Origin of the sequence: Mycobacterium sp. E342 (assembly GCF_001667665.1) — a bacterium.
In the GTDB taxonomy this organism is placed as follows: Bacteria; Actinomycetota; Actinomycetes; order Mycobacteriales; family Mycobacteriaceae; genus Mycobacterium.
Window position 1 is genome coordinate 81944 of the sequence record NZ_LZJM01000070.1, and the last position, 24273, is coordinate 106216.

25 protein-coding genes are annotated in these 24273 nt (G+C 67.4%); 13 read left to right on the forward strand and 12 right to left on the reverse strand.

What is annotated here, in order from left to right:
• Positions 1–17 precede the first annotated feature (17 nt).
• The gene (locus tag A5692_RS30325) at positions 18–713 is read right to left on the reverse strand and encodes a PE family protein (RefSeq protein ID WP_068052254.1); all 696 of its coding nucleotides are present in this window, start codon (positions 711–713) and stop codon (positions 18–20) included.
• Positions 714–899: 186 nt separating this feature from the next.
• Here A5692_RS30325 and A5692_RS03750 point away from each other — a divergent pair, with 186 nt between their 5' ends.
• The 3 genes from A5692_RS03750 to A5692_RS03760 are packed head-to-tail and all read left to right on the forward strand — an operon-like array spanning position 900 to position 2676.
• A complete protein-coding gene (locus tag A5692_RS03750) occupies positions 900–1802 on the forward strand; it encodes an NAD(P)-dependent oxidoreductase (protein ID WP_068052257.1) in 903 nt (300 codons plus the stop codon).
• 9 nt (positions 1803–1811) lie between these two features.
• Complete coding sequence (locus tag A5692_RS03755) at positions 1812–2261, forward strand: helix-turn-helix transcriptional regulator (protein WP_068052259.1); 450 nt, start codon at positions 1812–1814, stop codon at positions 2259–2261.
• Between the two features lie 4 nt (positions 2262–2265).
• A complete protein-coding gene (locus A5692_RS03760; protein WP_068052262.1) occupies positions 2266–2676 on the forward strand; it encodes a VOC family protein in 411 nt (136 codons plus the stop codon).
• Between the two features lie 87 nt (positions 2677–2763).
• Here the strand turns inward: A5692_RS03760 and A5692_RS03765 are convergent, their stop codons facing one another.
• Complete coding sequence (locus A5692_RS03765) at positions 2764–3018, reverse strand: hypothetical protein (RefSeq protein WP_067926656.1); 255 nt, start codon at positions 3016–3018, stop codon at positions 2764–2766.
• Between the two features lie 321 nt (positions 3019–3339).
• On the opposite strand from A5692_RS03765, the gene A5692_RS03770 reads away from it, so the two are divergent.
• A complete protein-coding gene (locus tag A5692_RS03770; RefSeq protein WP_068052263.1) occupies positions 3340–3987 on the forward strand; it encodes a heme-binding protein in 648 nt (215 codons plus the stop codon).
• Between the two features lie 157 nt (positions 3988–4144).
• On the opposite strand, the gene A5692_RS03775 is transcribed toward A5692_RS03770, so the two are convergent.
• A complete protein-coding gene (locus A5692_RS03775; RefSeq protein WP_068052268.1) occupies positions 4145–5155 on the reverse strand; it encodes an NADP-dependent oxidoreductase in 1011 nt (336 codons plus the stop codon).
• A gap of 77 nt (positions 5156–5232) precedes the next feature.
• Between A5692_RS03775 and A5692_RS03780 the strand changes: the two genes are divergently transcribed.
• Entirely contained in the window at positions 5233–5907 is a 675-nt protein-coding gene (locus A5692_RS03780) for a hypothetical protein (protein ID WP_068052272.1), read from the forward strand.
• Positions 5908–6052: 145 nt separating this feature from the next.
• Here A5692_RS03780 and A5692_RS03785 read toward each other — a convergent pair whose 3' ends face one another.
• Positions 6053–6970 (reverse strand): alpha/beta hydrolase, encoded by a 918-nt coding sequence (locus A5692_RS03785; RefSeq protein ID WP_068052368.1) that lies wholly within the window; start codon positions 6968–6970, stop codon positions 6053–6055.
• A 103-nt stretch (positions 6971–7073) separates the two neighbouring features.
• Between A5692_RS03785 and A5692_RS03790 the strand changes: the two genes are divergently transcribed.
• Positions 7074–7676, forward strand: a complete 603-nt coding sequence (locus A5692_RS03790) for a TetR/AcrR family transcriptional regulator (RefSeq protein ID WP_082962340.1) — start codon at positions 7074–7076, stop codon at positions 7674–7676.
• Between the two features lie 75 nt (positions 7677–7751).
• Positions 7752–8540 (forward strand): SAM-dependent methyltransferase, encoded by a 789-nt coding sequence (locus tag A5692_RS03795; protein ID WP_082962341.1) that lies wholly within the window; start codon positions 7752–7754, stop codon positions 8538–8540.
• Between the two features lie 6 nt (positions 8541–8546).
• Here A5692_RS03795 and A5692_RS03800 read toward each other — a convergent pair whose 3' ends face one another.
• Entirely contained in the window at positions 8547–9395 is an 849-nt protein-coding gene (locus A5692_RS03800) for a family 16 glycosylhydrolase (RefSeq protein ID WP_068052277.1), read from the reverse strand.
• 257 nt (positions 9396–9652) lie between these two features.
• Here A5692_RS03800 and A5692_RS29690 point away from each other — a divergent pair, with 257 nt between their 5' ends.
• From A5692_RS29690 to A5692_RS03810, 3 genes are all read left to right on the forward strand, one after another.
• Positions 9653–9859 carry a hypothetical protein gene (locus A5692_RS29690; protein ID WP_156765913.1) on the forward strand — a complete coding sequence of 69 codons (207 nt, stop codon included), beginning with the start codon at positions 9653–9655 and terminating at the stop codon, positions 9857–9859.
• Positions 9860–10240: 381 nt separating this feature from the next.
• Positions 10241–12613, forward strand: coding sequence for a plasma-membrane proton-efflux P-type ATPase (locus A5692_RS03805; protein ID WP_231984170.1), 2373 nt, complete (start codon positions 10241–10243; stop codon positions 12611–12613).
• A 52-nt stretch (positions 12614–12665) separates the two neighbouring features.
• Positions 12666–13421, forward strand: coding sequence for a sulfite exporter TauE/SafE family protein (locus A5692_RS03810; protein ID WP_068052280.1), 756 nt, complete (start codon positions 12666–12668; stop codon positions 13419–13421).
• A 24-nt stretch (positions 13422–13445) separates the two neighbouring features.
• Here A5692_RS03810 and A5692_RS03815 read toward each other — a convergent pair whose 3' ends face one another.
• Positions 13446–14129 carry a cutinase family protein gene (locus A5692_RS03815; RefSeq protein WP_369830257.1) on the reverse strand — a complete coding sequence of 228 codons (684 nt, stop codon included), beginning with the start codon at positions 14127–14129 and terminating at the stop codon, positions 13446–13448.
• Positions 14130–14244: 115 nt separating this feature from the next.
• Between A5692_RS03815 and A5692_RS03820 the strand changes: the two genes are divergently transcribed.
• Positions 14245–14907, forward strand: coding sequence for a class I SAM-dependent methyltransferase (locus A5692_RS03820; RefSeq protein ID WP_068052285.1), 663 nt, complete (start codon positions 14245–14247; stop codon positions 14905–14907).
• A gap of 9 nt (positions 14908–14916) precedes the next feature.
• On the opposite strand, the gene A5692_RS03825 is transcribed toward A5692_RS03820, so the two are convergent.
• The 3 genes from A5692_RS03825 to A5692_RS03835 are packed head-to-tail and all read right to left on the reverse strand — an operon-like array spanning position 14917 to position 17991.
• Positions 14917–15993 (reverse strand): prenyltransferase, encoded by a 1077-nt coding sequence (locus A5692_RS03825; RefSeq protein WP_068052378.1) that lies wholly within the window; start codon positions 15991–15993, stop codon positions 14917–14919.
• Positions 15980–16738 (reverse strand): class I SAM-dependent methyltransferase, encoded by a 759-nt coding sequence (locus A5692_RS03830; protein WP_068052288.1) that lies wholly within the window; start codon positions 16736–16738, stop codon positions 15980–15982. The genes A5692_RS03825 and A5692_RS03830 overlap by 14 nt, the downstream gene beginning before the upstream one ends.
• Complete coding sequence (locus A5692_RS03835) at positions 16732–17991, reverse strand: glycosyltransferase family 4 protein (protein ID WP_068052290.1); 1260 nt, start codon at positions 17989–17991, stop codon at positions 16732–16734. The genes A5692_RS03830 and A5692_RS03835 overlap by 7 nt, the downstream gene beginning before the upstream one ends.
• A gap of 360 nt (positions 17992–18351) precedes the next feature.
• On the opposite strand from A5692_RS03835, the gene A5692_RS03840 reads away from it, so the two are divergent.
• Positions 18352–19158, forward strand: a complete 807-nt coding sequence (locus tag A5692_RS03840) for a DUF1906 domain-containing protein (protein WP_068052293.1) — start codon at positions 18352–18354, stop codon at positions 19156–19158.
• Positions 19159–19227: 69 nt separating this feature from the next.
• On the opposite strand, the gene katG is transcribed toward A5692_RS03840, so the two are convergent.
• From katG to A5692_RS03855, 3 genes are all read right to left on the reverse strand, one after another.
• Entirely contained in the window at positions 19228–21468 is a 2241-nt protein-coding gene (katG, locus tag A5692_RS03845; protein ID WP_068052300.1) for a catalase/peroxidase HPI, read from the reverse strand.
• Between the two features lie 34 nt (positions 21469–21502).
• Positions 21503–21943: a Fur family transcriptional regulator gene (locus A5692_RS03850; protein WP_082962342.1), complete on the reverse strand. Its 441-nt coding sequence runs from the start codon at positions 21941–21943 to the stop codon at positions 21503–21505.
• Between the two features lie 95 nt (positions 21944–22038).
• Positions 22039–23325: an Ig-like domain-containing protein gene (locus A5692_RS03855; protein WP_068052380.1), complete on the reverse strand. Its 1287-nt coding sequence runs from the start codon at positions 23323–23325 to the stop codon at positions 22039–22041.
• A gap of 132 nt (positions 23326–23457) precedes the next feature.
• On the opposite strand from A5692_RS03855, the gene A5692_RS03860 reads away from it, so the two are divergent.
• Complete coding sequence (locus A5692_RS03860) at positions 23458–24273, forward strand: hypothetical protein (protein ID WP_068052306.1); 816 nt, start codon at positions 23458–23460, stop codon at positions 24271–24273.

Here is a 24273-nt window from a genome sequence, read left to right on the forward strand (position 1 = left end):
CCTGATCTTGTCGTCGCCTAGACCAGGCGTCCGCCCGGCTGTTGGTCGCTCGGCTGGTCGCGCGCGCCTTCGTCGGTATTGCCGGCAAGCGACGAGGCCAGGCCCGGCCCGGCGGCCCCACCGGCCGAAGCGCCCTGGGCCAGCGAACCGAACGAGCTCAGGGGGGCCGCGCCGGCGCCCAGCAACGTCGACGCGGCGTTGACCGCGGCGGGCATCGCGGGGGCCGCACCCGGCACCGTCGGCGAGGCGGTCGGCACCGTCGGCGTCGGGCCGGCGACCGGACCGCCCGCGACCGGGTTGGCCAGCGGGGGCGTGCGGGCGGCCGAGCCGCCGACGGCGAGCGGCGCCGCTGCTCCCATCAGTCCACCGCCGCCGGTGGGGCCGACGAAGGTCTCACCGGCGATTCGGCCGCCGGCCGAGTGCAAGGTGCCCGCTGTCTCCCCGTCGACCTGGGCGTACATCCGGGCGATGTCGGTGAACGCCGTGCCGGTCCGGGCGACCTCTTCCTGGGCCGCGGTGTTAAGGGCCAGCATGGCGGTGCCCTCCGCGGCGAAGGCCGCCACGGCCTGCAACGAGACCTCGTCCGCCCCGGCGGGGACCAGCGCGGTCACCGGCCCCGACGCGGCCGCGCCGGAGGCCAAACCTCGAGTGGCGATCTCCACCACCTGCAACCCGATGGCCCCGGCGGCCGGGTCATGAGACAGCGGTTCCATGTGCGTGTGCTCCTGTGCGAGCGATGAGCGCCGATACGTCGAGACCAGCTGCGCTGGGCGATGAATCAAGTCTAAGGGCGCCGAGAGAGTGCTGCCCACACTTTCAGGCGGGCCCGACCCGCGCGAGCACACCGCCCAAAACCCCGAAATCGTCGGCCCGCTCCGAACGTCGCCTACTATCAGCGCATGCGCGGCTCAAAGATCCTGATCACCGGCCCGACGGGACAAATCGCGACCCCGATTGCGCGGGCACTCGCGGCCGACAACGAGGTGTGGGGCATCGCCCGCTTCACCGATCCAGCGGCACGGGAGGGTCTGGAAAAGTCGGGCGTCCACTGCCAGACGGTCAACTTGGCGGCCGGTGAGTTCAGCGATCTGCCAAACGATTTCGAGTACGTCCTCAACCTCGCGGTGGCCAAGAGCGGGAACTGGGACACCGACCTCGCGGCCAATGCGGAGTCGGTGGGCCTGCTCATGGCGCACTGCCGCGACGCGAAGGCGTTTCTGCATTGCTCGTCCGCCGCCGTCTATGACCCGCCCGACGACGAGCCCCGCACCGAGAGTGCCGCGCTGGGCGACAACCACAAGCCGTTGTTCCCCACCTACTCCATCTCCAAGATCGCCGGGGAGGTGGTCGCCCGGTCCATGGCGCGGGCCCTTGGAGTGCCCACCACCATCGCGCGGCTCAACGTTCCCTACGGGGACAACGGCGGGTGGCCGTTCTACCACATGGAGATGATGCTGGCGGGCATCCCGATACCGGTTCCGCCCGGGGCGCCCGCGCGCTACAACCCGATTCACGAGGACGACATCATCGCGACCATTCCCAAGTTGCTGGAGGTGGCCGCCGTACCGGCGACCACGGTCAACTGGTGCGGCGACCAAACGGTCAGCATTCAGGAATGGTGCGGCTACCTCGGTTCACTGGTGGGCAAGGAGCCGGTCTTCGAGGTGAGCGAGCAGGCGCTGCGCGGCAACCCCACCGACAGCTCCCGGATGCACGAGCTCATCGGCGGCACGACGGTGGACTGGCGTGACGGCCTGCGCCGCATGGCGGCCAAGTTTCACCCAGAATTGGTCGGCGGGTAGGAAGCCCGCGTGCGTCAACGAGCCGATGATGTGCAGCGGCTGCGGAACCTCGCATTGCTCCGCCGCGTCCGCGACCGGATCGATCGGGAGCACGCGCGGCCGCTGGACGTGGACGGGCTGGCCCGTGACGTGCACATGTCCGCCGGCCACCTGAGCCGCGAGTTCCGCCGGGCGTACGGCGAGTCGCCCTATTCCTATCTGATGACGCGGCGCATCGAGCGGGCGATGGCGCTGCTGCGGCGCGGTGACCTCAACGTCACTGAGGTGTGTTTCGCCGTCGGGTGCTCCTCGTTGGGCACGTTCAGCACTCGTTTCACCGAACTGGTCGGGGTGCCGCCGAGCACTTACCGGCGCCAGGCGGAGGACACGTTGGCCGGCATGCCCCCATGCGTGGCCCAACAGGTGACCAGACCGATCAGGAATCGAGAAGCATCGGTCAGCGGGCCGCGCTTAGCCTGACCGCATGGACATCACGATCCACTCGAGCTTCCTGCCGCACGACGACCCAGAATCCTCGCTCGCGTTCTACCGCGACACCCTCGGCTTCGAAGTCCGCCTCGACGTCGGAAAGGGCAAGATGCGCTGGATCACCGTCGGACCCCCGAACCAGCCCGACACGTCGATCGTGCTGAACCCGCCGGCCGCCAACCCAGGCATCACCGAAAGCGAGCGCCGCACCATCGGCGAAATGATGGCCAAGGGCAGCTACGCCACGTTGCTCTTGGCGACAAAGGACCTCGATCGGACCTTCGAGCATCTGCAGGCCAACGACGTGGAGATCGTCCAGGAGCCGACGGACCAGCCCTACGGAATGCGTGACTGCGCCGTCCGCGATCCGGCGGGCAACCTGATCCGCATCCAAGAACTGCGCTGACGAGTCGCGTGGCTCGAGCCGGGCGCGCAACCGCGAAAGTTCCGAACCCGCAAAGGGTTCGGAACTTTCGCCTGCGCTGAACCCGGGTCAAGATCCCTTGGCGTAGCGAGTCAGGAACCCGAACGCCGCGATCCCCGCGACGGCACCGATCACGCCCCACAGCACGAGCTGGAACACCATCGACCCCAGGAACCAGCCGAACGTCATCCCGATGTAGAGGGCCCAGATCAAGCGGAAGGCGCTCCACAGCGCGACCGCGCCGGCGCTGAGGCCGATGTATAGGCTGCGCTGCCGGTCCACCCGATTGATCTGCTCTTCAATGCCGGCCGGGACGATCTTCATTTCTGACTTCCTTTCGTGGGGCGCCGCCGGATTGGCGTCGTCGTTGCGCCAAGTACAGACGCGAGAACCGGCTACCGATCCCAAAACTCGCCACCCGACCGCTTGCGTCACCACTGGTTCGCGCCAAAAGACAAGAGTCGGGCGACACCGCTGTTGGGGAATAACCTCACTTGCGGACCACCGGCAACAGGTGGGTGAATCCAGATGAACGGTCACCCCTCGCGGCTCGCATCTCGGACCCGCTCGCAGGGTGTCTGGTGTGTGTTCGCGACGCCGTTGGTCAGCCTTGGCGCTGCTTGAATCGAGAAAGGAAACGGTCCGATGATGAACCCCATCAAGCTCGCCGAGCAGGTGGCCGAATCGGTCCTGGCGGTGGGCGGCATCCGGGTCGGCACCGAGGAGCCGGCGTACACGCGCGAGCCACTGACGGGCGCCGTCGAGATCCGCCGCTACGGTCCGCGGATCGCCGCCGAGACGACGGTCGACGCCGACGAAAATCGCGCTCGTGACGTCGGATTCCGGCTGTTGGCGGGCTACATATTCGGCGGCAACCGGGGCAAACGATCAATCTCGATGACGACCCCCGTCAGCCAGCAGTCGAGCGGGGGCGGCCAGCAGATCGAGATGACCGCGCCCGTCGTCCAGTCCGCGGGCGGCGAGACCGGCTGGACGATCCGGTTCTTCATGCCCGCGAAGTGGACGATGGAAACCCTTCCCGCACCCAACGATGATCAGGTCCGCCTCGTTGAGGTGCCGCCCGCCACCGTCGCGGTGCTGCGATTCAGCGGTGACCGCAGCCCTAAGACGGTCGCCTTGCGCACGAAGGAACTCCTGAAGGCGTTGCAGGACAGCGGGATTCAAACGGCCGGCGATCCCGAGGCCTGGTTCTACGACCCGCCCTGGACGGTGCCGATGCGCCGGCGCAACGAGATCGCAATTCCCATCGATCCGACGTCCGCGCCGGGCTAGCCCGAATGGGACGGCACATCGGCCCGTTCCTTGTGATGGCGGGAATCCGTATCGCGCCGCTCGGCATCCTGGTGTGGGCCGGCGGATTGTCATGGTTCCGTTCCCGCAGACAAAGCCCTTCCGCGGGGTCTACGCCCTCCTCGAATTCGGCTGAGTATCAGCCGACCTTGACCACCAGCTTGCCGACGTTCTTGCCGTCGAACAGCATGTTGATCGCCGTCGGCAGCTGCTCGAACCCCTCGACGACCGTCTCGAGCGGAGTGAGCTTTCCGGCCTCAATCAGGCCGGCGATCTCGCTGATGGCTTCCGCCGCGCGCCCGAAGTGGTCGAGGACGATGAAGCCGCGCAGGGTGGCACGCTGGATGAGCAGGTTCCCGAACGCACGCGGACCCGGCGGGGGATCCTCCGCGTTGTAACCGGAGATCAAGCCGCAGAGCGCGACGCGGGCGCCGATGTTGAGGCGCGCGAAGATCGCGTCCATGAGCTCGCCGCCGACGTTCTCGAAGTCGACGTCGATGCCGTCGGGTGTCGCCGCGGCCAGTTGGGCGGCCCAGTCGTCGGCGCGGTGGTCGACGGCCGCGTCGAAGCCCAGGCGGTCGGTGAGCAGCGCGCACTTCTCGGGCCCTCCGGCGATGCCGACGACACGCGCCCCCGCGGTCTTGGCGAGCTGGCCGGCGACCGAGCCGACCGCACCGGCCGCCGCGGAAACGACGACGGTCTCGCCGGGCTGCGGCTTGCCGATATCGCGAATCCCGATCCACGCGGTGAGGCCGGTCATCCCCAGCGCGCCCAGGTAGGCGCTCGGCGAAATGCCTTGCGCGACCTGGACGGGATTGATCAGCGACGTGTCCGAGACCACCGCGTACTCCTGCCAGCCGAGCAGGCCTTGCACCTGCTGACCGACGGCGTAGGTGGAACTCTTCGACGCGACGACCTCGCCGAGGGCGCCCGCTCGCATGACCTCGCCGATACCTACCGGAGGCAGGTAGGACGGGGTGTCGTTGATCCACATGCGGTTCGTGGGGTCCAGCGAGATCCAGTCGACCCGCACCAGCGCCTCGCCGTCGCCGAGGTCGGGGATCGCCTCTTCGGTCAGCTCGAATGTGCCGGGGCCGATGCGTCCGACAGGTCGTTCGCGCAGCAGGAAACGACGGTTTCGTCCGGTCATTAGCGCACCGTACCCTCCGCACACTCGCGCGTTCTACCCTGCATAAAAGGGACGCCGCTCGACTCGGAGGTGGACTCATGAAGGTGATGCCACAACTCGTCCTGGTGCCGGTCGCGGTGGTGGCGTTGACCGTGTCCGCGCAGCCCGGTGTCGCAATCGCGGATCCGCCGCCGACGCAGGTGATCACCACGGTGGCCGTCGGCCCCGCCGGCCAACCGATCAACGGCTATAAGGAGTCGCCTCCGGAGGGCAACGTCGTCGTCGTCGACGACTGCAGCACCGCGTCGCCGTCGGCGGTGGCCGACGATGTCTATTACTGCTCGCCCAGCGCGGCCGGCGCGGGCACCTGCTGGCCGTCGACGCCCGGATCCCTGTTGTGTGTGGACGATCCCTGGCAGCAGCGCCTGCATCGGGTCAGCTACGGCGGCCCGCTTCCGCCCGTGCGGCCGAGCGCGACGCCGGACCCGTTCGCGCTGACGCTGGACGACGGAACCCACTGCCTGCTGCGGAACGGCGGCGCATGGGGCGGACGCGCCGACGGCTACGTCGGCGTTTACGGCTGCGGCGACCCGCACGCGAACCTCGCGGTGCTGTGGCTGCCCAGCCAGGGCGCCGGGAGCTGCATCGACCGCTCGTCGGCGGTGTGGACGGTGAAGGTCGGTCAACTCGGCGCACCGAACGCCGCGCTGCCGCCACCGCAGACCCGGGCGGTCGCCAGCGCCTGGCTCGCGGGGGGCAAGGCCGGGCAGTAAAACCGGGTACGACGCTGCTATAACGCAACGTATGTCGAGCCCCGAGCACACGATCACCCACGTTTCCGATACCGCCCGATGGACGGCCCCGCAGCTCGTAGCCCTCGGTGGTGAGGTGGCGAGCGAAGGCCGCCTGGCGTTGGGGTCACACCAGTGGGACGTGGCGATTTAGGAAGTCGATCTGGTCGGTCACGATCCCGTCGAAGTGCGGGTCCAGGTACGGCTCGAAGTGCGTGCAGTCGTAGGAGCGGACTTCACCGTGGGGGATGCGGGTCACGATCTTCTGGGCTTTCGCGTACGGCGTCACATCGTCACGTTTTGCCAGCTGCACCAGAGTCGGCGCGGTGATGTTTGCGGCCTTGCGCCCCGGTGAGTACAGCGGCACGCGCAGGGCGATGCGGGCGGCGACATCGTTGTTCTCGGCGAGAAGTTGCTCGTGCTTGTCCCCGGCCATCGCTTCGACCAGTTCATACGCGCCGGGTGAGGTCATCATGGCGACGTCGCCGGGCCTACCGACGGACTTCACTCGGTACGGTGCCCGCCCAAACCACACGCCTACCTGATCGCACAGGGCTGCGGCGAAGAGGCGCGCGACCAGTTTGGGTGACTGTGAGAACGCTGATGCGGGTCCGGTGACGTGGGGCACCTGGACGATGGCGGCTGCGAGATCGTGGTCGCGGGCGGCCAAGTTGAGAACGTGACCGCCGCCGAAGGAGGAACCCCAGGCCACCACGCGGGTTGTGTCGACATTGTCCACGCTGCGGACGTAGGCGATGGCGGCCCGCCAGTCAGCGTGCTGTTTGGCGATGTCAAGGATGCGGCGCGGTTGTCCACCACTGGCACCCCAGTGCCGGTAGTCGAACACCAAGGCGGCGTAGCCGGCCTGGGCGAATCGTGCGGCGTAGGCGTCCAGGCGCAGTTCGCGGAAGGCGGCGAACCCGTGAGCTAGTACGACGATGGGCGGGTTCTCGACACCTTCGGGCCGGTAGAGCCACGCCGCGCAAGGTGTGCCCTCGGACATAAAGGTCACATCTTGTCGGACGTAGCTGAGTGGTTGGTTCATGGTCGTGGCCTCCATCGCGTATCTTGAATGCTGTTCAACAAACTTAGCAACCTCTTGAACGGCATTCAACAGAGTGCGACCTAGACGGCAATCGGGAGGACTGATGGCGCGGAACAAGCGCCCGCAAGCCGCCGACGAGAAGCGTGCGGAAATCGTTGCCGCGGCGCAACGGCTGTTCATCGACGCTGGCTATGACGCCACCCCAATAAGCCGCCTGGCCAAGGAAGCTGGAGTCGCACCCAACACCATCTACTGGTACTTCGGAGACAAGGACGACGTTCTGCTTGCAGTTCTCACGGCGGTCGTGGCCGACGTATGGCCGCAGTACCAGGACGTGGCTGGCGAGCCGATTGCGGCTCGTCTGCTTTGGGTGGTGCGTCAACTCACAGCGATGAGCCGCCTGGTGACGACGGTTCATGCCCGCATCGAGCACTCACCGGCCCTGGCCGAATGGCATCACAACTTCCATCTGATCACTGGCAGCCTGTTCCGCCACGAACTGGAAAGCGCCGGGGTCTCGACCGCGACCGTGGAAGCCGAAGTAATGATCGGCATCTTCACCATCGAAGGACTCCTGATTCACCACCAGAATGAAACCGAGCAACGCACCATCTGCGACGCCCTGGCTTCGCGGTGGAGTCAGCGAACCCGAGAACGCGGCGAGCTAGGCCACGCTGATCGACCCGAGAATCGTCAGGCACGCTGAACTACCTGAGTTTGCTATTAGGCAGGTCTGCGGCGACGGGAGCGTTTCGGGTTTACGGCGACACGGTGGACCGCGTTGCACCGGGCAACCGAATCCGCCCGGCCCGATTCACTCTTCAATGACCCGCTCGCCGACCGGTTGGCCGGAGAACACGGTCGCGAAATCGTCGCCAAGGTCCCGCGGTCGACCCGAAATGGCTGGTGGCTCGTCGCGCGGACCAAACTCATCGACGACGCCATCGCGCAAGCCATCGCCGACGGCTGCGACCGGGTGCTGAACCTGGCGGCCCGTTTGGACACCCGGCCCTACCGGCTGGACCTCCCGGCCGATCTCACGTGGGTGGAGGCGGATCTGCCGAAGTTGCTCGGGGAGAAGACGCAGCTGCTCGCCGACGAGGTGCCGCGGTGCCGGCTGACCCGTGTCGCTGTCGATCTGGCCGACCCCGCCGCGCTCGATGCCTTCCTCGACGAGGCCCTGCGCGGCACCACCAGCCCGCTGCTGCTGACCGAGGGCCTGTTGATGTCTCTCGGAGACGGTGACGTCGCGGCGCTGTCGGCGGCCATTACGCGGCCCGAGGTCGCCTGGTGGATGCTCGACTTCGCCGGGCCGGGCCTGAAGAAGATGCTGAACAAGAAAATGGCGGGCATGTTGCAAAACGCGCCGTTCAAGTGCGCACCCGAGAACGGGTTGGCGTATTTCGAAGATTTGGGCTGGCGCACCGTCGAGGTGGAGGCGCTATATGCGGCCGCCCACCGGTTTCACCGCCTGCCGCTGTGGATGCGTCCGCTGGCCTGGCTGCCCCAGCCGGATCCGCGTCACCCGGGCGGCAGAGCGTGGAGCGCGGTGGCCCTGCTTACCCGTTGAGCCGGCTTACCAGACGCGAATCCAGTCGACGAGCATGTCCGCCGGGTAGGTCCCGGGACCCGGGTCGCCGCCGCCGGACCCGGCCACGGCCAGGTTGAACACCGGATAGACCGTGTAGCCCGGGCCGTTGAACGGCCAGTCAGGCAGCGAGCTGGCCGGCACGTCGAAGTACGGCTGGGCCCCGTCGGCGTAGTCCTTCCAGAAACGGATTCCGGCCTCGTCCCACTGGGTGCGCCAGGTGTGCCAGGCGCTGTCCATAGCGATGTTGTGCGTCTTCCACTCACCGCCGTTGGCCTTGGCGTGGACCGTGGTGGCCGAGGGCCAGCTGCCGTTGCCGTACCACTCCATGACGTCGATCTCGCCCTGGTCCTCATTACCGAGCCAGTAGGCCGGCCAGGCGCCGGCGGTCAGGCAGTTGAGCTTGATGCGGGCTTCCCAGGTATGGCCGACCCCGCCGCGCCAAAGGCTTTGCACCTTGCCGCTGTAGTAGGTCGGGCCGTCCTTGGCGGCACGCAGGACGAGGGTGGAGTTGCCGTCGAGGAAGACGTTGCGGCGGTCGTCGCGGTACTGCCCGATGTGGTCGGGCTGCTCCCAGTACGTCGGGTCCTTGATCGTCTCGCGGGCCTTGGCCACGGTCCACTTCGAGGCGTCGGGCGCCGAGCCGGCGGGACCGTCGAACTCGTCGTGAAAGATGTAGGTGCCGGTTTGGCCGCTGGGCGCCGCGGGTGCGGGAGGGCGGTCCGCGGGCGAATCCCGTCCCGAGGGTCGGGCCAGGGCTTGCGGCGCAGGCAGCGCGGCTGCCAGCACGCCGATTCCGGTCGTCAAAATCATGCGGCGGCGATCCATCTTGGGCATACGCAAGGGACCATAGCAGCCGCCGGTGTGCGGAGCCGAAACGAGAAATGTGTCGGTGGCCGCCGCTAACGTTCCGGATATCCGGCGGGCCAGCACGGACGGCGGTACTGCGGCGGTTGAAGGATTAGTCGAAATTCATGGCTGATTCTCAACTTCACGGGTGGTTTGGTCTCAGGATCGGCCGGGCATTCTGAGATCACAAGCCGATAACCACCGGGTGTAGCTATTGCGGGTTGTACTGAGAGGAGTTAACGATCGTGGCCAATACAACGGGAGCGACGGTTATTTTCCTTCAGTCCCATCCGTTATGGACCGCGGCTCAGCGTTACGAGCGCGAACGACGTGACGCGATGCGCCGTCACCCCGCCTTCCGCGCCCGGGAGCGCGCTGCGTTTCCGGGCGGCGAGGTCGTTCCACTCATCCGCGATTTCAAGGTTTACTCGAGCACCAACACCCCGGCCTGAACATTTCCTCGCGCAAATTGCGCAAAAGCGGCGGCACCGGTTACTCATGCCCACAGCAGGTTAATGAGGCAGTGACAACACCCGGGTGACTCCAGCGCCGTTCCGAAGGGCGGCTAAACCTCCGGACGCAGCGACCAACCAAAGTTCGCGGCCTCGCCGCGATTTCTCGAATTGCGGACGGGGAGAAGCGGTATCCAATCATCATCGTGGCATTCGCGCCACCCCGGCGTTGCCCGACTACCCCCAAGGCTCGGGGCGCCGCGATCGCGGTGGGTCTCCGCGCCGCCGCGCTGGAAGGCGTTGGGGCCGTTCGGCCCTACTTCGCGCCCAGTGGCCGTGTCAGCGTGGACCGTGAACATTGCCGCATGCGGGGAGGCAGAGTTGACGCAAGCCGACGAATTGAGCGGCGCCACAACGGGCTTGACCTCAGGTGAGGCGCAACAGCGGCTCGAACAATACGGACCCAACGAGATTGCCGAGCGGCACCGCAATCCGGTGTTGGATTTTCTCGGATATTTCTGGGCACCGATCCCGTGGATGATCGAAGTTGCGCTGGCGTTGTCGCTGGCCGCCCGGCACTGGACCGACGCGGCGATCATCGGGGTGCTGCTGGCGATGAACGGGTTGGTGGCGTATTTCGAGGAGCACCAGGCGGCAAACGCGATCGCGGCGCTCAAACAGCGGCTGGCGACCTCCGCGCGGGTGCTGCGCGACGGCGCGTGGATGACAGTGGCGGTGCGCGAGTTGGTTCCCGGCGACGTGGTCCGGGTGCGCCTCGGCGACGTGGTTCCCGCCGACCTGCGGGTGCTCGACGACGCCACCCTCGAGGTGGACCAGTCCGCGCTGACCGGCGAGTCGCTGGCCGTCAGTCGCGGGCGGGGCGACGACGTGTTTTCCGGGTCGGTGCTGGTGCGTGGGGAGGCCGACGCGCTGGTCTGTGCTACCGGCGCATCGTCGTACATGGGCAAGACCACCGCACTGGTCGAAAGTGCGGGCACGGTCAGCCACTTCCAGCGCGCGGTGCTGCGCATCGCCAACTACCTGATCGTGATCGCGCTCGCCCTGGTCACCCTGACGGTCGCGGTCTCGCTGGTTCGGAGCAACCCGGTGCTGCAAACCCTGGAGTTCGCCCTAGTCGTCACGATCGCCTCGATCCCGGTGGCGCTGCCGGCGGTGCTGTCGGTGACCATGGCCATCGGTGCGCGCCAGCTCGCGCGTCACGAGGCCGTGGTCAGCCATCTGCCCGCGGTCGAGGAGCTCGGCGGCATAGACCTGCTGTGCTCAGATAAGACCGGCACTCTGACCCAAAACCGCCTGGCGCTCGCTGCGCGCTGGACCGCCACCGCCGTCAGCGACGACGAACTGCTCGAGGCCGCCGCGCTGGCCTCGCGTGCCGAAGACAACGACGTCATCGATCTGGCGGTGCTGGCGGCCGCCGGACAACCACCGGCGGAGCGCGTGGACCAGTTCGTTCCGTTCGATCCGGTCAGCAAACGCACCGAGGCGCTGGTGCACGACGCAGGGGGCAAGACCTTCCGGGTCAGCAAGGGCGCCCCACAGGTCATCGCCGCCCTCTGTGGCGGTGATGGCGCGTCCGCCGAGGTCGAAGGCGTGGTCGAACGGTTCGCCGGCCACGGGTACCGGGCACTCGGCGTGGCGAAGACGGCCGACGACGCCTGGCGGCTGATGGGTGTGTTGGCTTTGGCGGACCCGCCCCGCGAGGACTCCGCGGCGACTATCTCCGCCGCACGGGAACTCGGCGTCGACGTCAAGATGGTCACCGGTGATCAGGTCGCCATCGGCCGCGAGATCGCTCGCCAGGTCGGCCTGGGCGACCAGATCCTCGATGCCGCCATCCTCGACGGCGCCGCTGACGACGAGCTGGGCGCCCAGGTGGAAGCTACCGACGGGTTCGCGCAGGTGTTTCCCGAGCACAAGTACTACATCGTGCGGCTATTGCAGGCCCGCGGGCACATCGTCGGAATGACCGGCGACGGCGTCAACGACGCTCCTGCGCTCAAGCAGGCCGACGCGGGCATCGCGGTGTCCGGGTCCACCGAAGCGGCCCGCGCGGCCGCCGACGTGGTACTGCTGGCGCCCGGATTGTCGGTGATCGTACGCGCGATCGGTCTGGCCCGCGAGATCTTCGCCCGGTTGACCAGCTATGCGACCTACCGCATCGCCGAGACCATTCGGGTGCTGCTGCTGATCACCCTGGCGGTGGTGTTCATGAACTTCTTCCCGGTCACCGCCGCGATGATCGTGTTCCTGGCGCTGCTCAATGACGGCGCGATCCTGTCGATCGCTTACGACCACGTGCGTGGCTCACCCAGGCCCGTCAAGTGGGACATGCGCGCCGTGCTGACCATCGCCACCGTGCTGGGTGTCATCGGCGTCGTCGCGACCTTCACGCTGTTCTTCCTCGCCGACAGGGTGTTCGGCCTCAGCCACGACGTCATCCGCACCATGATCTATCTGAAACTGTCGGTCGCCGGACAGCTGACCATATTCTTGACCCGCTCCCGCGGCCCGTTCTGGATGCGGCCGGCGCCAGCCCCGCTGATGGTGGGGGCGGTCATCACCGCTCAAACCATCGCCACCCTGATTGCCGTCTACGGCGTGGCCATGACGCCGCTCGGATGGCGGTGGGCCGGCCTCGTCTGGGGCTACTCCGTGGTGTGGTTTCTGTTCAATGACCGGCTCAAGCTCGTCGCTTACCGCGTACTAGACCACAACTCCGCCCGCGCTAGGTGAAACGGCGGATGTCCCAGGCCGATTCGTCGCCTCAAAGCTTAGGGGCTTAGCAGTGGCACCCCGGCCGGAATTTGTGGTGGTGGGTGCGGTGCTGGGCGCGCTCAGCGGTGTCTTCGGCGTCGGTGGTTCATCTCTGGCCACGCCGTTGCTGTCGCTGCTCGGGCTGCCCGCGTTGATGGCGGTGGCTACGCCGCTTCCGGCAACACTGACGACGGCTCTGACCGCCGGCTGGCCTTACCTGCGTGAGCGCCATGTTCGCCCCCGGGCGGCGTTGTGGTCGTTGCTCGGCGCAGCCCCCGCCACCGTGGTGGGTGCACTGCTCTCGCCTCTGGTCGGTGGCGACCCGTTGCTGATCGCCTCCGGTGTGGTTCTGGTTGCCGTCGGGGTCAGGGTCTTGCGTCCGGCGTCCGACCGGGATCGTCGAGTTGGGGAGGCGCGACGGAAGAATCGCATCCTGTTGGTGGCCGTGTCTGCGGCGGCCGGCCTCTTCACCGGCTTGCTGGCGAACGGTGGGGGTTTTCTTCTCGTTCCGATGTTCCTGCTCTTCTTCGGATTGACGATGCCCCAGGCCGCGGGGACAAGCCTGGCGGTGATCAGCGTGCTCGTCATCCCAACCGCCGCTACGCATTGGGCACTGGGACATATCGATTGGTCGGTGGCCGCGGCGCTCACTCTCGGTGCGGCGCCGTCCGGCGCGGTAACCGCCCTGTGGGCTCAGCGGATGAGTGCCAGGAACTTGCAGGCGGCTTTCGGCTGGTTTCTGATCGCCGGCGGGATTGCGTTCACCGTGTATCGCCTGGCCGGTTGAGCAGTTCGACCACGCCGCCGTCGCTCAGAGCTTGCCGGCGACGAAGTCGGCGGCCTGGTTGGCCATGCCGGCATCGATGTAGGCACCGGCAAGGTGTTGCGGCCAGTTCGCTTTCCAGGTGTTCGGGTCGGCCGGGTTGCAGATCGGGTCGGCGCCGTGGCACAGCTCGATGGTCCGGTCGTTGTAGATCGGGCTGAAGTTGGTGATCGGCCCCACCCACTGGCTTCCGTTGCCGAACAACGCCACAGCCGCGATGTGCTGATCGGCACCCGGCGGCAAGGGGCTGTCGAATCCGAACGCACCGATGGGCGCCGCGAGCACGACGTCGGTGACGGCCGCCCCCAGCGAGTAACCGCCCAGCACCAGCCGGGTGTTGGGGCAGTTGGTGATCATGTCCTGGACATGGCGGCTCATGTCGTTGGCACCCTGAGCGACCTCGGTGTCGGCCGGGTAATTGACGGCATACACGCCGATGTTCTTGTTGACCTTGGATCGCAGCGCGGAGATGAACGCGTTGCCCAGCGTTCCCGGTCCGGGCGATTCCATTCGGCCGCGGGCGAACACCACCTGCACCGGGGGGCAGCTGGCCGCCGCGGCGCTCGGGATGCCGGACGACGGCACCGCGGCGGGCAATACCAGCCCGCCCACGGCCAGGACCGCGGCGAGGACACCAGCAACACAGCTACGAACGGGCGAGGGGCGGCGCACAGCATGATGGTAAAGCGGTCCCGCCCCGGCCGCTGGACTTACGTTTTGTGACCACACCTGATCGCCACCACAACCACCGCGCCGACGCTATCGCCGGAAACGATAGGTTCATCTGATGAGTCACGTCGATGCGAGCGCACCCGAGCGCTTGTTTGCGTTGGCCGAGCAGGTGCGGGGTTTCCTGCCCGCCGACGAGGGCCGCGCTCTCTACGACGCCGCCGTGCGATATCTCGACGGCGGCGTGGGCGTCGAGATCGGCACGTACTGCGGCAAATCCACCCTGTTGCTGGGTGCGGCGGCCCAGCAGACGGGCGGCGTGCTGTACACGATCGACCACCACCACGGCTCGGAGGAACATCAGCCCGGCTGGGAGTACCACGACGCCTCACTGGTCGACGAGGTCACGGGGCTGTTCGACACGCTGCCGACGTTCCGCCGCACGCTCGATGCCGCAGGGCTTGCCGACCACGTCGTTGCCATAGTGGGCAAGTCGCCGGTCGTGGCCTCCGGCTGGCGGTCGCCGCTGCGCTTCTTGTTCATCGACGGCGGCCACAGCGAGACCGCCGCCAACCAGGACTTCGACGGGTGGGCCAAGTGGGTGACGGTCGGCGGTGGACTGGCCATCCACGACGTCTTCCCGGACCCCAGGGACGGCGGCCGACCGCCGTACTACATCTACTGTCGCGCAATCGATTCCGGTCAGTTCCGCGAGGTTTCGGCCACCGGGTCGCTGCGGGTGCTCGAACGCGTCAGCGGGCAGCCGGGCGAACCGATCTAGAGTCGACCGTCAGCGACCCGGGCCGGCGGCGACGCATTCGCAGTCGAAGTCCGTCTGCAAGCCCATCGGCAGTCCGTGGCCGCGGAAGATCCCGGCGCCCGCCGTGGTGTCCGACAGCGCGTCCGCGGCCAGGATCATCGCCGCTCCCGTCCACGTGGTGCGCTCCTCGGGCCACCGCTTCCCGTCCGCGAAGACCAGCCCCGTCCAGTAGGAGCCGTCCTGTTCACGCAGATGCTGCATCGCGCCGAACTGCCGATGCGCGGCCGACCGCTGGCCGATGGCATCGAGCGCCATGACCAATTCGCATGTCTCGGCGCCGGTGACCCAGGGTCTGTCGACCACGCACCGAATGCCGAGGCCGCCGACCACGAAGTCGTCCCACCGCTGCTTGATCCGCGCGGTCGCCGCCGGCCCACGCAGCGCGCTGCCGAGGATGGGGTAGTACCAGTCCATCGAGTAGCGGTCTTTTTCGGTGAACGCCTCGGGGTGAGCCGCGATCGCGTGCCCGAGGCGGCCCAGCGCCAGTTCCCACTCCGGCTGCGGCTCGCCGATCAGGGCGCCGAGCGCCAGGGCGCACCGGATGCTGTGGAAAACGCTCGCGCAGCCCGTCAACAACGCTTCCTGCAGGGGACCGGCTTCGCTTCGGGCCCAACAGATCTCGCCATAGCCGACCTGCAGATCGATGACGAAGTCAATGGCCTTGTGCACGACCGGCCACATCCGAGCGGCAAAGCGCCGGTCGCCCGTGACCAGCACGTGGTGCCAGACACCGGTCGCGATGTAGGCGCAGAAGTTGCTGTCACTGTTGGCGTCCTCGATGACCCCCGCACGCAGCTGGATGGGCCAGGAGCCGTCGGCGCGCTGCGTGCGGCGGCTCCATTCGAACGCGGCGCGCGCCGGTTCCAGCAGCCCGGCGGCGGTGAGCGCCATCGCGCACTCGACGTGGTCCCACGGATCGGTGTGACCGCCCTCAGACCAGGGGATGGCTCCCGAGGGCTCTTGTAGGGCCGCGATCGACGCCGCGGTTTGACGGCACTGCTCGGGACTGAGGACGCCGGGGACCGATGGGGGATTAGACCGACGCAACTGCATATCCCACAGTCGCTGGGCTTTCGGCCGCCGGCTGTTTGACGAAGTACATCGCCACGCTCTTGCCGACTAGGGGATTGAGCAGCGATTCCGCCAGCTGCGTGACCTTCGGCCGCTGCATCAGGTCCCACACCAGGAGTTTGTGGTATGCGGACACGACGCGGTGGTCGGTATTCGACACGCCCACAGCGCATTTCAGCCACCAGAAGGGGGAGTGCAGCGCGTGGGCGTGGTGGGCGTGCGTCAATTGCATTCCACCGTCGACGATTTTGTCGCGCAGTTCGCTGGCCCGGTAGATGCGGACGTGGCCGCCCTCATTGCTGTGGTATTCGTCGGACAGCAGCCAACACACCTGCTCCGGCAGCCAGCGCGGCACGCTGACCGCCAGGGTGCCGCCGACTTTGAGCACCCTGATCAGTTCGGCGATGGCGGCGTCGTCGCGCGGGATGTGCTCGAGGATCTCCGACGCGATCACGCAGTCGAATGTCTCGTCGGCGTACGGCAATTTCAGCGCGTCACCGAGCACCGCCTTCGCCGACGCTCCGGCGGGGGCCTCGCCGGCTTCCGCCATTGCGCGCAGAATGGTGTCGACCGAACGCAATTCGTCCGCGTCGCGGTCGAACGCGACCACGTCGGCGCCGCGCCGATACGCCTCGAAGGCGTGCCGGCCGGCCCCGCACCCGACGTCGATGACCTTGGTCGCGGGCCCGACCCGTAGCCGGTCGAAATCGACGGTCAGCATGGCGCTTCGCCTTCAGCCGCGGCCGTGTTGCGTGCGATCGCCCGCTCGTACACCCGGACGGTTTGAGCGGCCACCGCCTCCCAGCTGAACACGTCGACCGCACGGGTTCGTCCCGCCTTGCCCAGGCTTCGTCGCTTCTCCGGCGAGTCCAGCAGGTCACCGAGCGCACGGGTGAGCGCGTCGACGTCGGCCGGCGGCACCAGTTCAGCGCATGCGCCGTCAGCGCCGAGGACTTCGGGCAGGGCGCCCACCCGGCTGGCCACGATCGGCGTGCCGCTGGCCATCGCCTCCACCGCGGGCAGCGAAAAACCCTCGTAAAGCGAGGGAATGCAGGCGACCTCGGCCGACGCGAACAGCGCGGCAAGCTCGGCGTCGGAAAGCCCACTGGTGATGTGGACGATGTCGGAGATGCCGAGCTCGGCGACGAGTTTATGGGTCGGGCCGTCGGGTTCGACCTTCGCAACCAGCCGCAGTTCGAGATCCCTGATCGTGCGCAGCCGCGCGACCGCCTGCAGCAGGGTGCGCACACCCTTGAGCGGGGTGTCCGCGCTGGCGATGGCGATGACCCGCCCCGGATGCCGGGGCTGCGACCCCGGCTTGAACAGCTCGGTGTTCACACCCAGCGGCACCACGTGCAGCTGCTCCGGCGAGACGCCGAAGTCGCTCACGATGTCCGCCGCCGACGACGACGAAACCGTCAGCAGATCCGGGATCTGGCGCGCCACCTGCTGCTGCATCCCCAGGAAGCCATACCATCGCTGCACCAATGGTTTTCGCCACCAGCGCGCCGCGGCCAGATCGAGCACCCGGTCACGGGTGATGGGATGATGCACCGTCGCCACCACCGGCAGTCCCGCGCCGGCGATCCTGAGCAGCCCGGTGCCCAGGCTCTGGTTGTCGTGGACGACGTCGAAATCGGCCGTCCGGCCGGCCAGTAACCGCGCGGCGCGCATGGTGAATGTCCGCGGTTCGGGAAACCCCGCGGTCCACGTGGTGAGCAGTTCCAACAGGTCGATCGAGTCGCGAATCTCGCTGGGCCGCGGCACGCGGAACGGGTCGGGTTCGCGGTAGAGATCCAGGCTCGGCACTTTGGTCAGCCGCACCCGCGGGTCGAGCAGGTCCGGATAGGGCTGGCCGGAGAACACCTCGACGTCATGACCGAGTTCCACCAGACCGTGGCTGAGATGGCGCACGTAGACGCCCTGTCCGCCGCAATGGGTTTTACTACGGTAGGACAGCAGGGCAATTCGCATACTCAACTCTTCTTTGCTGGTGAATGACCGCGGAACAACGCCGAACCCATCGCGGTCAACGGACTCCCGAGCTCCGTGACAGCAAACTGGACATGTGTCCAGACTATAGTTCGATTGCCTAATCGAGCGCAACGAGCTCGCACGTCACCGGCCGCCGCGTAATCGCTCTGACGGAAATCCGGCACGCAAAGATCATGCCATCCGGCACCGAAGGGGACTGAACCGTTCGCCCCGCCTCCCGCGCACACGGTCCGAAGCGCGATACCCAGCCATGGCTTGTGCGAGCGCTCCAGGGGAGCCGCGCCGCCCGCTCCATGCCGTCCGAGCACCATTTTCGGGCGGTTTGTTAGCATCACGCCCGTGCAGGATTCGGCCGCACCGGGCGAATACGGCGCGCGACGATCGGTATCGCGGCGCGACGCCTTCAAGTTCGCGGCCGCACCGGTGCTGCTCGGTCTGAGCGCGGCGGCCGCACCCTTCAACGACCGGAAGGCCTTCGCCGCCGACTTGCGGCTGATCGATTTCGCCGAGCGCAGGATTTCGCCGGACGAGATCAAGTCGGCGGGCTATGACGGCGTGGTGAACTACGTGTCGGAGTCGCGGCCGGGAGCCAACTTCGAGGCGAAACCGCTCACCCGCGAGTACGCCGACGCGCTGCGCGCGGCGGGCCTGCACATCGTCAGCAACTTCCAGTACGGCAAACCCGGCTGGCCGGACCCGTCGGACTACACCCGCGGCTTCGACGGCGGTGTGGCGGATGCCCAGACGGCCCAACGGTTGCACGGCGCAGCAGGGGGCCCGGGGTCTGCCCCGATCTTCTTCAGCGTCGACGACGACATCGACGAGAACACCTGGAACAGCGTTGCCGTCCAATGGTTTCGGGGGATCAACTCCGCATTGGGCGTGGGCCGCACCGGCATCTACGGGCATGCTGGCGCGTGCGGCTGGGCGATCCGGGACGGCGTCATCGGAAACTCGACCACCGCGGGGCGACGCTGGGCGTGGCAGACGAAATCGTGGTCGCACGGTTCGCGCGAACCTGCGGCGGTGCTGTATCAGGCCGTGGTGAACAGCCCGTCGAACCCGAGTCCCCTCCTCGGCGGCATCAACGTCGACATCGACGACGTGCTCGCGCCGGACTTCGGCCAGTGGGATCTCGCGCGCTGAGCGAGCCGCTCCCGACGCACGACGCCCCGCGAGCCGAGGGCCCGCGGGGCGTCGCGTCCTATCCGGGCGTTACTTGAGGTCGAACCGGTCGGCGTTCATGACCTTGACCCAGGCGGCGACGAAGTCCTCGACGAACTTGCCCTCGTTGTCGTCCTGGGCATAGACCTCGGACAGGGCACGCAACACCGAGTTGGACCCGAACACCAGGTCGTTGGCGGTGGCCGTCCACTTCAGCTGGCCCGACTTGCGGTCGACCACCTCGTAGACGTTCTCCGCCGACTCCGACGTCTTCCACGCGTTGTCCATGTCGACCAGATTGACGAAGAAGTCGTTCGTCAGGACGCCGGGCCGGTCGGTGAACACGCCGTGCTTGCTCCCGCCGTGGTTGGCATTGAGCGCGCGCAGGCCACCGACGAGCACGGTCATCTCCGGACCGGTCACGCCCAGCAGGTAGGCCCGCTCGTGCAGCAACTGCTCCAGCGGCGCCTTCTCGCCGGCGCGGATATAGTTGCGGAACCCGTCGGCCCGCGGTTCGAGCACCGCGAACGACTCCACGTCGGTGTTCTCCTGGGAGGCGTCGGTGCGCCCGGGCGCGAAGTGCACCGAGATCTCGTAGCCGGCGTCCTTGGCCGCCTTCTCGACCGCCGCGGATCCGGCCAGCACGATCAGGTCGGCCAGCGAGATCTTCTTGCCGCCTGACGCCGACGCGTTGAAGTCCTGCTGGATCTTCTCCAGCACGGGCAGGACCTTGTCCAGCTCGGAGGGCTCGTTGACTTCCCAGCTGCGCTGCGGCTCGAGGCGCAGCCGCGCCCCGTTGGCGCCGCCCCGCTTGTCGGTGCGCCGGAAGCTGGACGCCGCGGACCAGGCCGTCTTGACCAACTGCGGAACCGACAGGCCGGAGTCGAGCACCTTCTGCTTGAGCGCCGCGACGTCCTTGTCATCGACCAGCTCGTGGTCGACCGGCGGAACCGGGTCCTGCCACAGCTGCGGCTCGGCAACCCACGGCCCGAGGTAGCGGCTGATCGGTCCCATGTCCCGGTGCAGCAGCTTGTACCAGGCCTTGGCGAAGGCTTCGGCGAGCTCCTCGGGGTGGTCCAGCCAGCGCCGGGTGATGTCGCGATAGATCGGGGACTCACGCATCGAGATGTCGGTGACCAGCATCGTCGGTGCGCGGCCCGGGCCGCCGAACGGATCGGGGATCGTGCCCGCGCCGGCGCCGTCCTTGGCGACGAACTGCCAGGCATCGCCGGGGCTCTTGGTCAGCTCCCACTCGTAGCCGTAGAGGGTCTCCAGGAAGGTGTTGTCCCACTTGGTCGGGGTGGGCGTCCAGACCACCTCCAGGCCGCTGGTGATGGCGTCCTTGCCCACGCCGGTGCCATACGAGCTCTTCCAGCCCAGCCCCTGCTGTTCGATCGGGGCGGCCTCGGGCTCGGGGCCGACCAGATCGCCGCTGCCGGCGCCGTGGGTCTTGCCGAAGCTGTGCCCACCGACGATCAGCGCGGCCGTCTCCTCGTCGTTCATCGCCATCCGCCCGAACGTTTCGCGGATGTCGATCGCGGCGGCGATGGGATCCGGTTTGCCCTCGGGGCCTTCCGGATTGACGTAGATCAGACCCATCGTGGTCGCGCCGTAGGGCTCGGCGAGGTCGCGCTTACCGGAGTAGCGCTTGTTGGTGCCCAGCCATTCGTCCTCTTCGCCCCAGAGGATCTCTTCGGGCTCCCAGACGTCCTCACGGCCGAAGGCGAAGCCGAAGGTCTTGAACCCGAACGACTCCAGGGCGCAGTTGCCGGCGAAGATGATCAGGTCCGCCCACGAGATCTTGTTGCCGTACTTCTTCTTGACCGGCCACAGCAGCCGGCGCGCCTTGTCCAGGCTGACGTTGTCCGGCCAGCTGTTGATCGGGGCGAAGCGCTGCATACCCTGACCGCCGCCGCCACGGCCGTCGTGAATGCGGTAGGTACCCGCGGCGTGCCAGCTCATCCGGATGAACAGGCCGCCGTAGGTGCCGTAGTCGGCGGGCCACCAGTCCTGGGAGTTGGTCATCACCGACATCATGTCGGCCTTGAGTTCGTCGACGTCGAGCTTGGCGAACTCCGCGGCGTAGTCGAAGTCGTCGCCGAGTGGGTTGGCCTGCGAGGAGTGCGGGTGCAGCGTCGACACGTCGATCTGGTCGGGCCACCAATCCCGGTTCGTCAGCGGCGCATTGGATTTCGGCTTGGGGGAGGGGATTGCGGGGTTTTCGCTCTCGCTGGTGCTGGCCGTCTTGCTGTCCTCGTGGGGCGGCCGGCCTTGGGAGATATCGCTGGACACAGCATTCCTTTCTTAGGGGTGATTGGGCTGCGAGCTAGGAACCTGCGGTCGAACAGTCGGGGCACACGCCCCAATAGATGACCTCGGCCTCGTCGAGGACGAAGCCGTCGAGAATTTCGTTCTCGTCTGACGGGGTGAGGCAGGGGGCAGCACCCACCGCGCAGTCGATGTCGGCGATCACGCCGCAGGATCTGCACACGACATGGTGGTGGTTGTCGCCGACGCGCGACTCGTAACGGGCGACCGATCCGGAGGGCTGGATCCGGCGGACCAAACCCACCGTGCTCAGCGCGTTCAGGACGTCGTACACGGCCTGGCGGGAGACATCGGGCAGGCCGACGCGGACCGCCGAGAAGATGGTCTCGGTGTCGGCGTGGGGATGGGCGTCCACCGCCTCCAGCACCGCGACCCGGGGGCGGGTCACTCGCAGATCGGCCATCCGCAGTCGTTCCGCGTAATCGGCCGGAGATGACACCGCACCAATATGACGCACTTATCTGGAACGAGTCAAGAGTTTAGTGTGAAACAGAGCACAACTACAGGTGACGAATGGGGTCCGTCACGTCACGCTCATGTCGGCTTCAGGGCGCTGCCTTTGCGCCAGTCGTCCCAGCTGATCGTCCAGTCGCCGTTCTGCGCCAGCGTCAACGGTGGGCCACCGCTGTGGCGGACCTCGACCACATCACCGGGCACCGAGAAGTCGTAGAACCACTTCGCGTTGTCGGCGTTGAGGTTCAGGCATCCGTGCGACGTGTCCTGATGGCCCTGAGCCCACACCGTGGCGTCGAGCTCATGCAGGTAAATGCCGTCGGTGCTGATCCGCGTGGCGTAGTTGATGGTTTCGCGATAACCCAGGCGCGAGTTCTTGGGCAGGCCGAATGTCGAGGAGTCCATGACGACGGGATTGCCCTTGTCGAGGACGGTGTAGATACCCGGCGGCGTCCACAGCGAGATGCTCTTGCCGCCGACATTTTCGGCGCCGCCCATACCCATCGAGGTGGGCATGGTCCGCATCAACGTGCCGTTGTTGAAGACGCTGACTTGTTTGGTGGCATCGTCGGCGATGGAGACGTGCGCGTCGCCGATCCGGAACGATACCTTGGTGTCGTCTTGCCCGAATAGGCCGTTGCCCAGGGCGATTCCGTAGATCTTGGCCTCGGCGGTGACGGTCGTCCCCGGTGCGTAGTAGTGCTCGGGCCGCCAGTGCGCGGTTTGGTCGTCGACCCAGAACCACGAGCCCTGCACCTTGGGGTCGGTGGTCACAGCCAGCTGCCGTTCGGCGGCGGCCCGGTCGGCGATCTGCTCGTCGAAGTGGGCGACGACCACCGTCCCGACGCCGTACGTCCCGCCGTCTTTGAGCGCGGCCTCCGACGTGGTGGTGAACGAGACCTTCGTCTGGTTGGACGGTTTGAGCGTCGAAAAGGACGAAACCTGGTTCGACGCAAGGCCATTGGGGCCTCGGCTGTTGACCGTAAACGTGTAGGTGCGGCCATAGCCCAGCGGGACCGTGGGCTTCCACACGGTGTTGTCGGGCGTCATCACACCCTGCACCTGCTTGCCGCTCTCGTTGACCATGCTGACGTCGGTGAGCGTCCCCGACTCGGCCTTGACCATCACGGGTGCGAGTGGATCGACGTTGCGCGCATCCGGGCCGGGTGTGATGGTGACTTGTGCCGGTCCTGCGGTTTTCGGCGACGCGTTGCGATGACCGCAGCCGCCGTCGAAGCAACCCAACGACGCCGCGATCACGACGCCGCCCGCCACCGCCACGACCACCAGCGCGGCGATCAGCAACCGGCGGGGCCTGCGATCCCCGGGGATCCGGCGCACGGGCCGATCACTGTTCGTGGACATCATCGGGCGGTCGGATCCTTGCGTTCTGTTGGTTGCCGGGTTGACGTCGCTGCCCAGCGGGAGGATGTTGCCCATCAGGTGCCACGGTCGCGCGATTTTTAAACCGGCGCCTGCGGGCGCGGGGAGGATGGGGTCATGGCCGACGACGAACTCGACCGTCTTTATTGGGCGCCCCCGAAGGATTTCGTCGCGGAGCGCACCAAATTGACGGCCGCGGCCAAGCGCCGCAGGGACGAGGCCGGCGCAAACCGGATCGCCGCGGCCAACAAACCGACCACGGCCGCGTGGGTCGTCAATCGACTCGCGCTGCGGCACACCGACTCCGCACGGCGCCTGGGGGACCTGGGCGACCGGCTGCGCGCCGCGCACGCCGCGATGGACGGCCAACGTATCCGCGACTTGTCCGCCGAGCAACATCAGCTCATCGACGAACTCACGCAGGCAGCACTGCGGGCGGCCGACGTCAGCAACCCGTCCTCCGCCGTGCGCGACGACATCACCGGCACACTGCAAGCCGCCATCGCCGAACCCGAGGTGAGGGAGCGGCTCGGCCGGCTGGTCCGCCCCGAGCGATGGTCGGGTTTCGGCGATTTCGGCGCGGCGGCTCCGGTGACGACGACCACGCGGACAGGAAGGGCGAAGGAGCGGTCGACGCCTCCGCGGCCCGCGAAGCGGCCCGCGCGCGACGCGGCCAAGGAGCGGCGGCTGGAAGAACTGACCGCAGCGGTGACCGCCGCCGAGCGCCGGAAGGCCGACGCCGACGCCAGGCTGTCGGAGCGTCGGGCCGAGCGTGACGCGTCCCGGCAGCGACGTGAGCAGGCCCTCGAGGCTCTGCGAACAGCCGAACGCGACCTCGAGCGCGCCGAACAAGGCTACGAGCGGGCCAACGAAGCCACTCGTGCCGCCGGGGAATCGGTGAAAGCGGCGAAAGCACAGTTGAAGCGGGCGTGA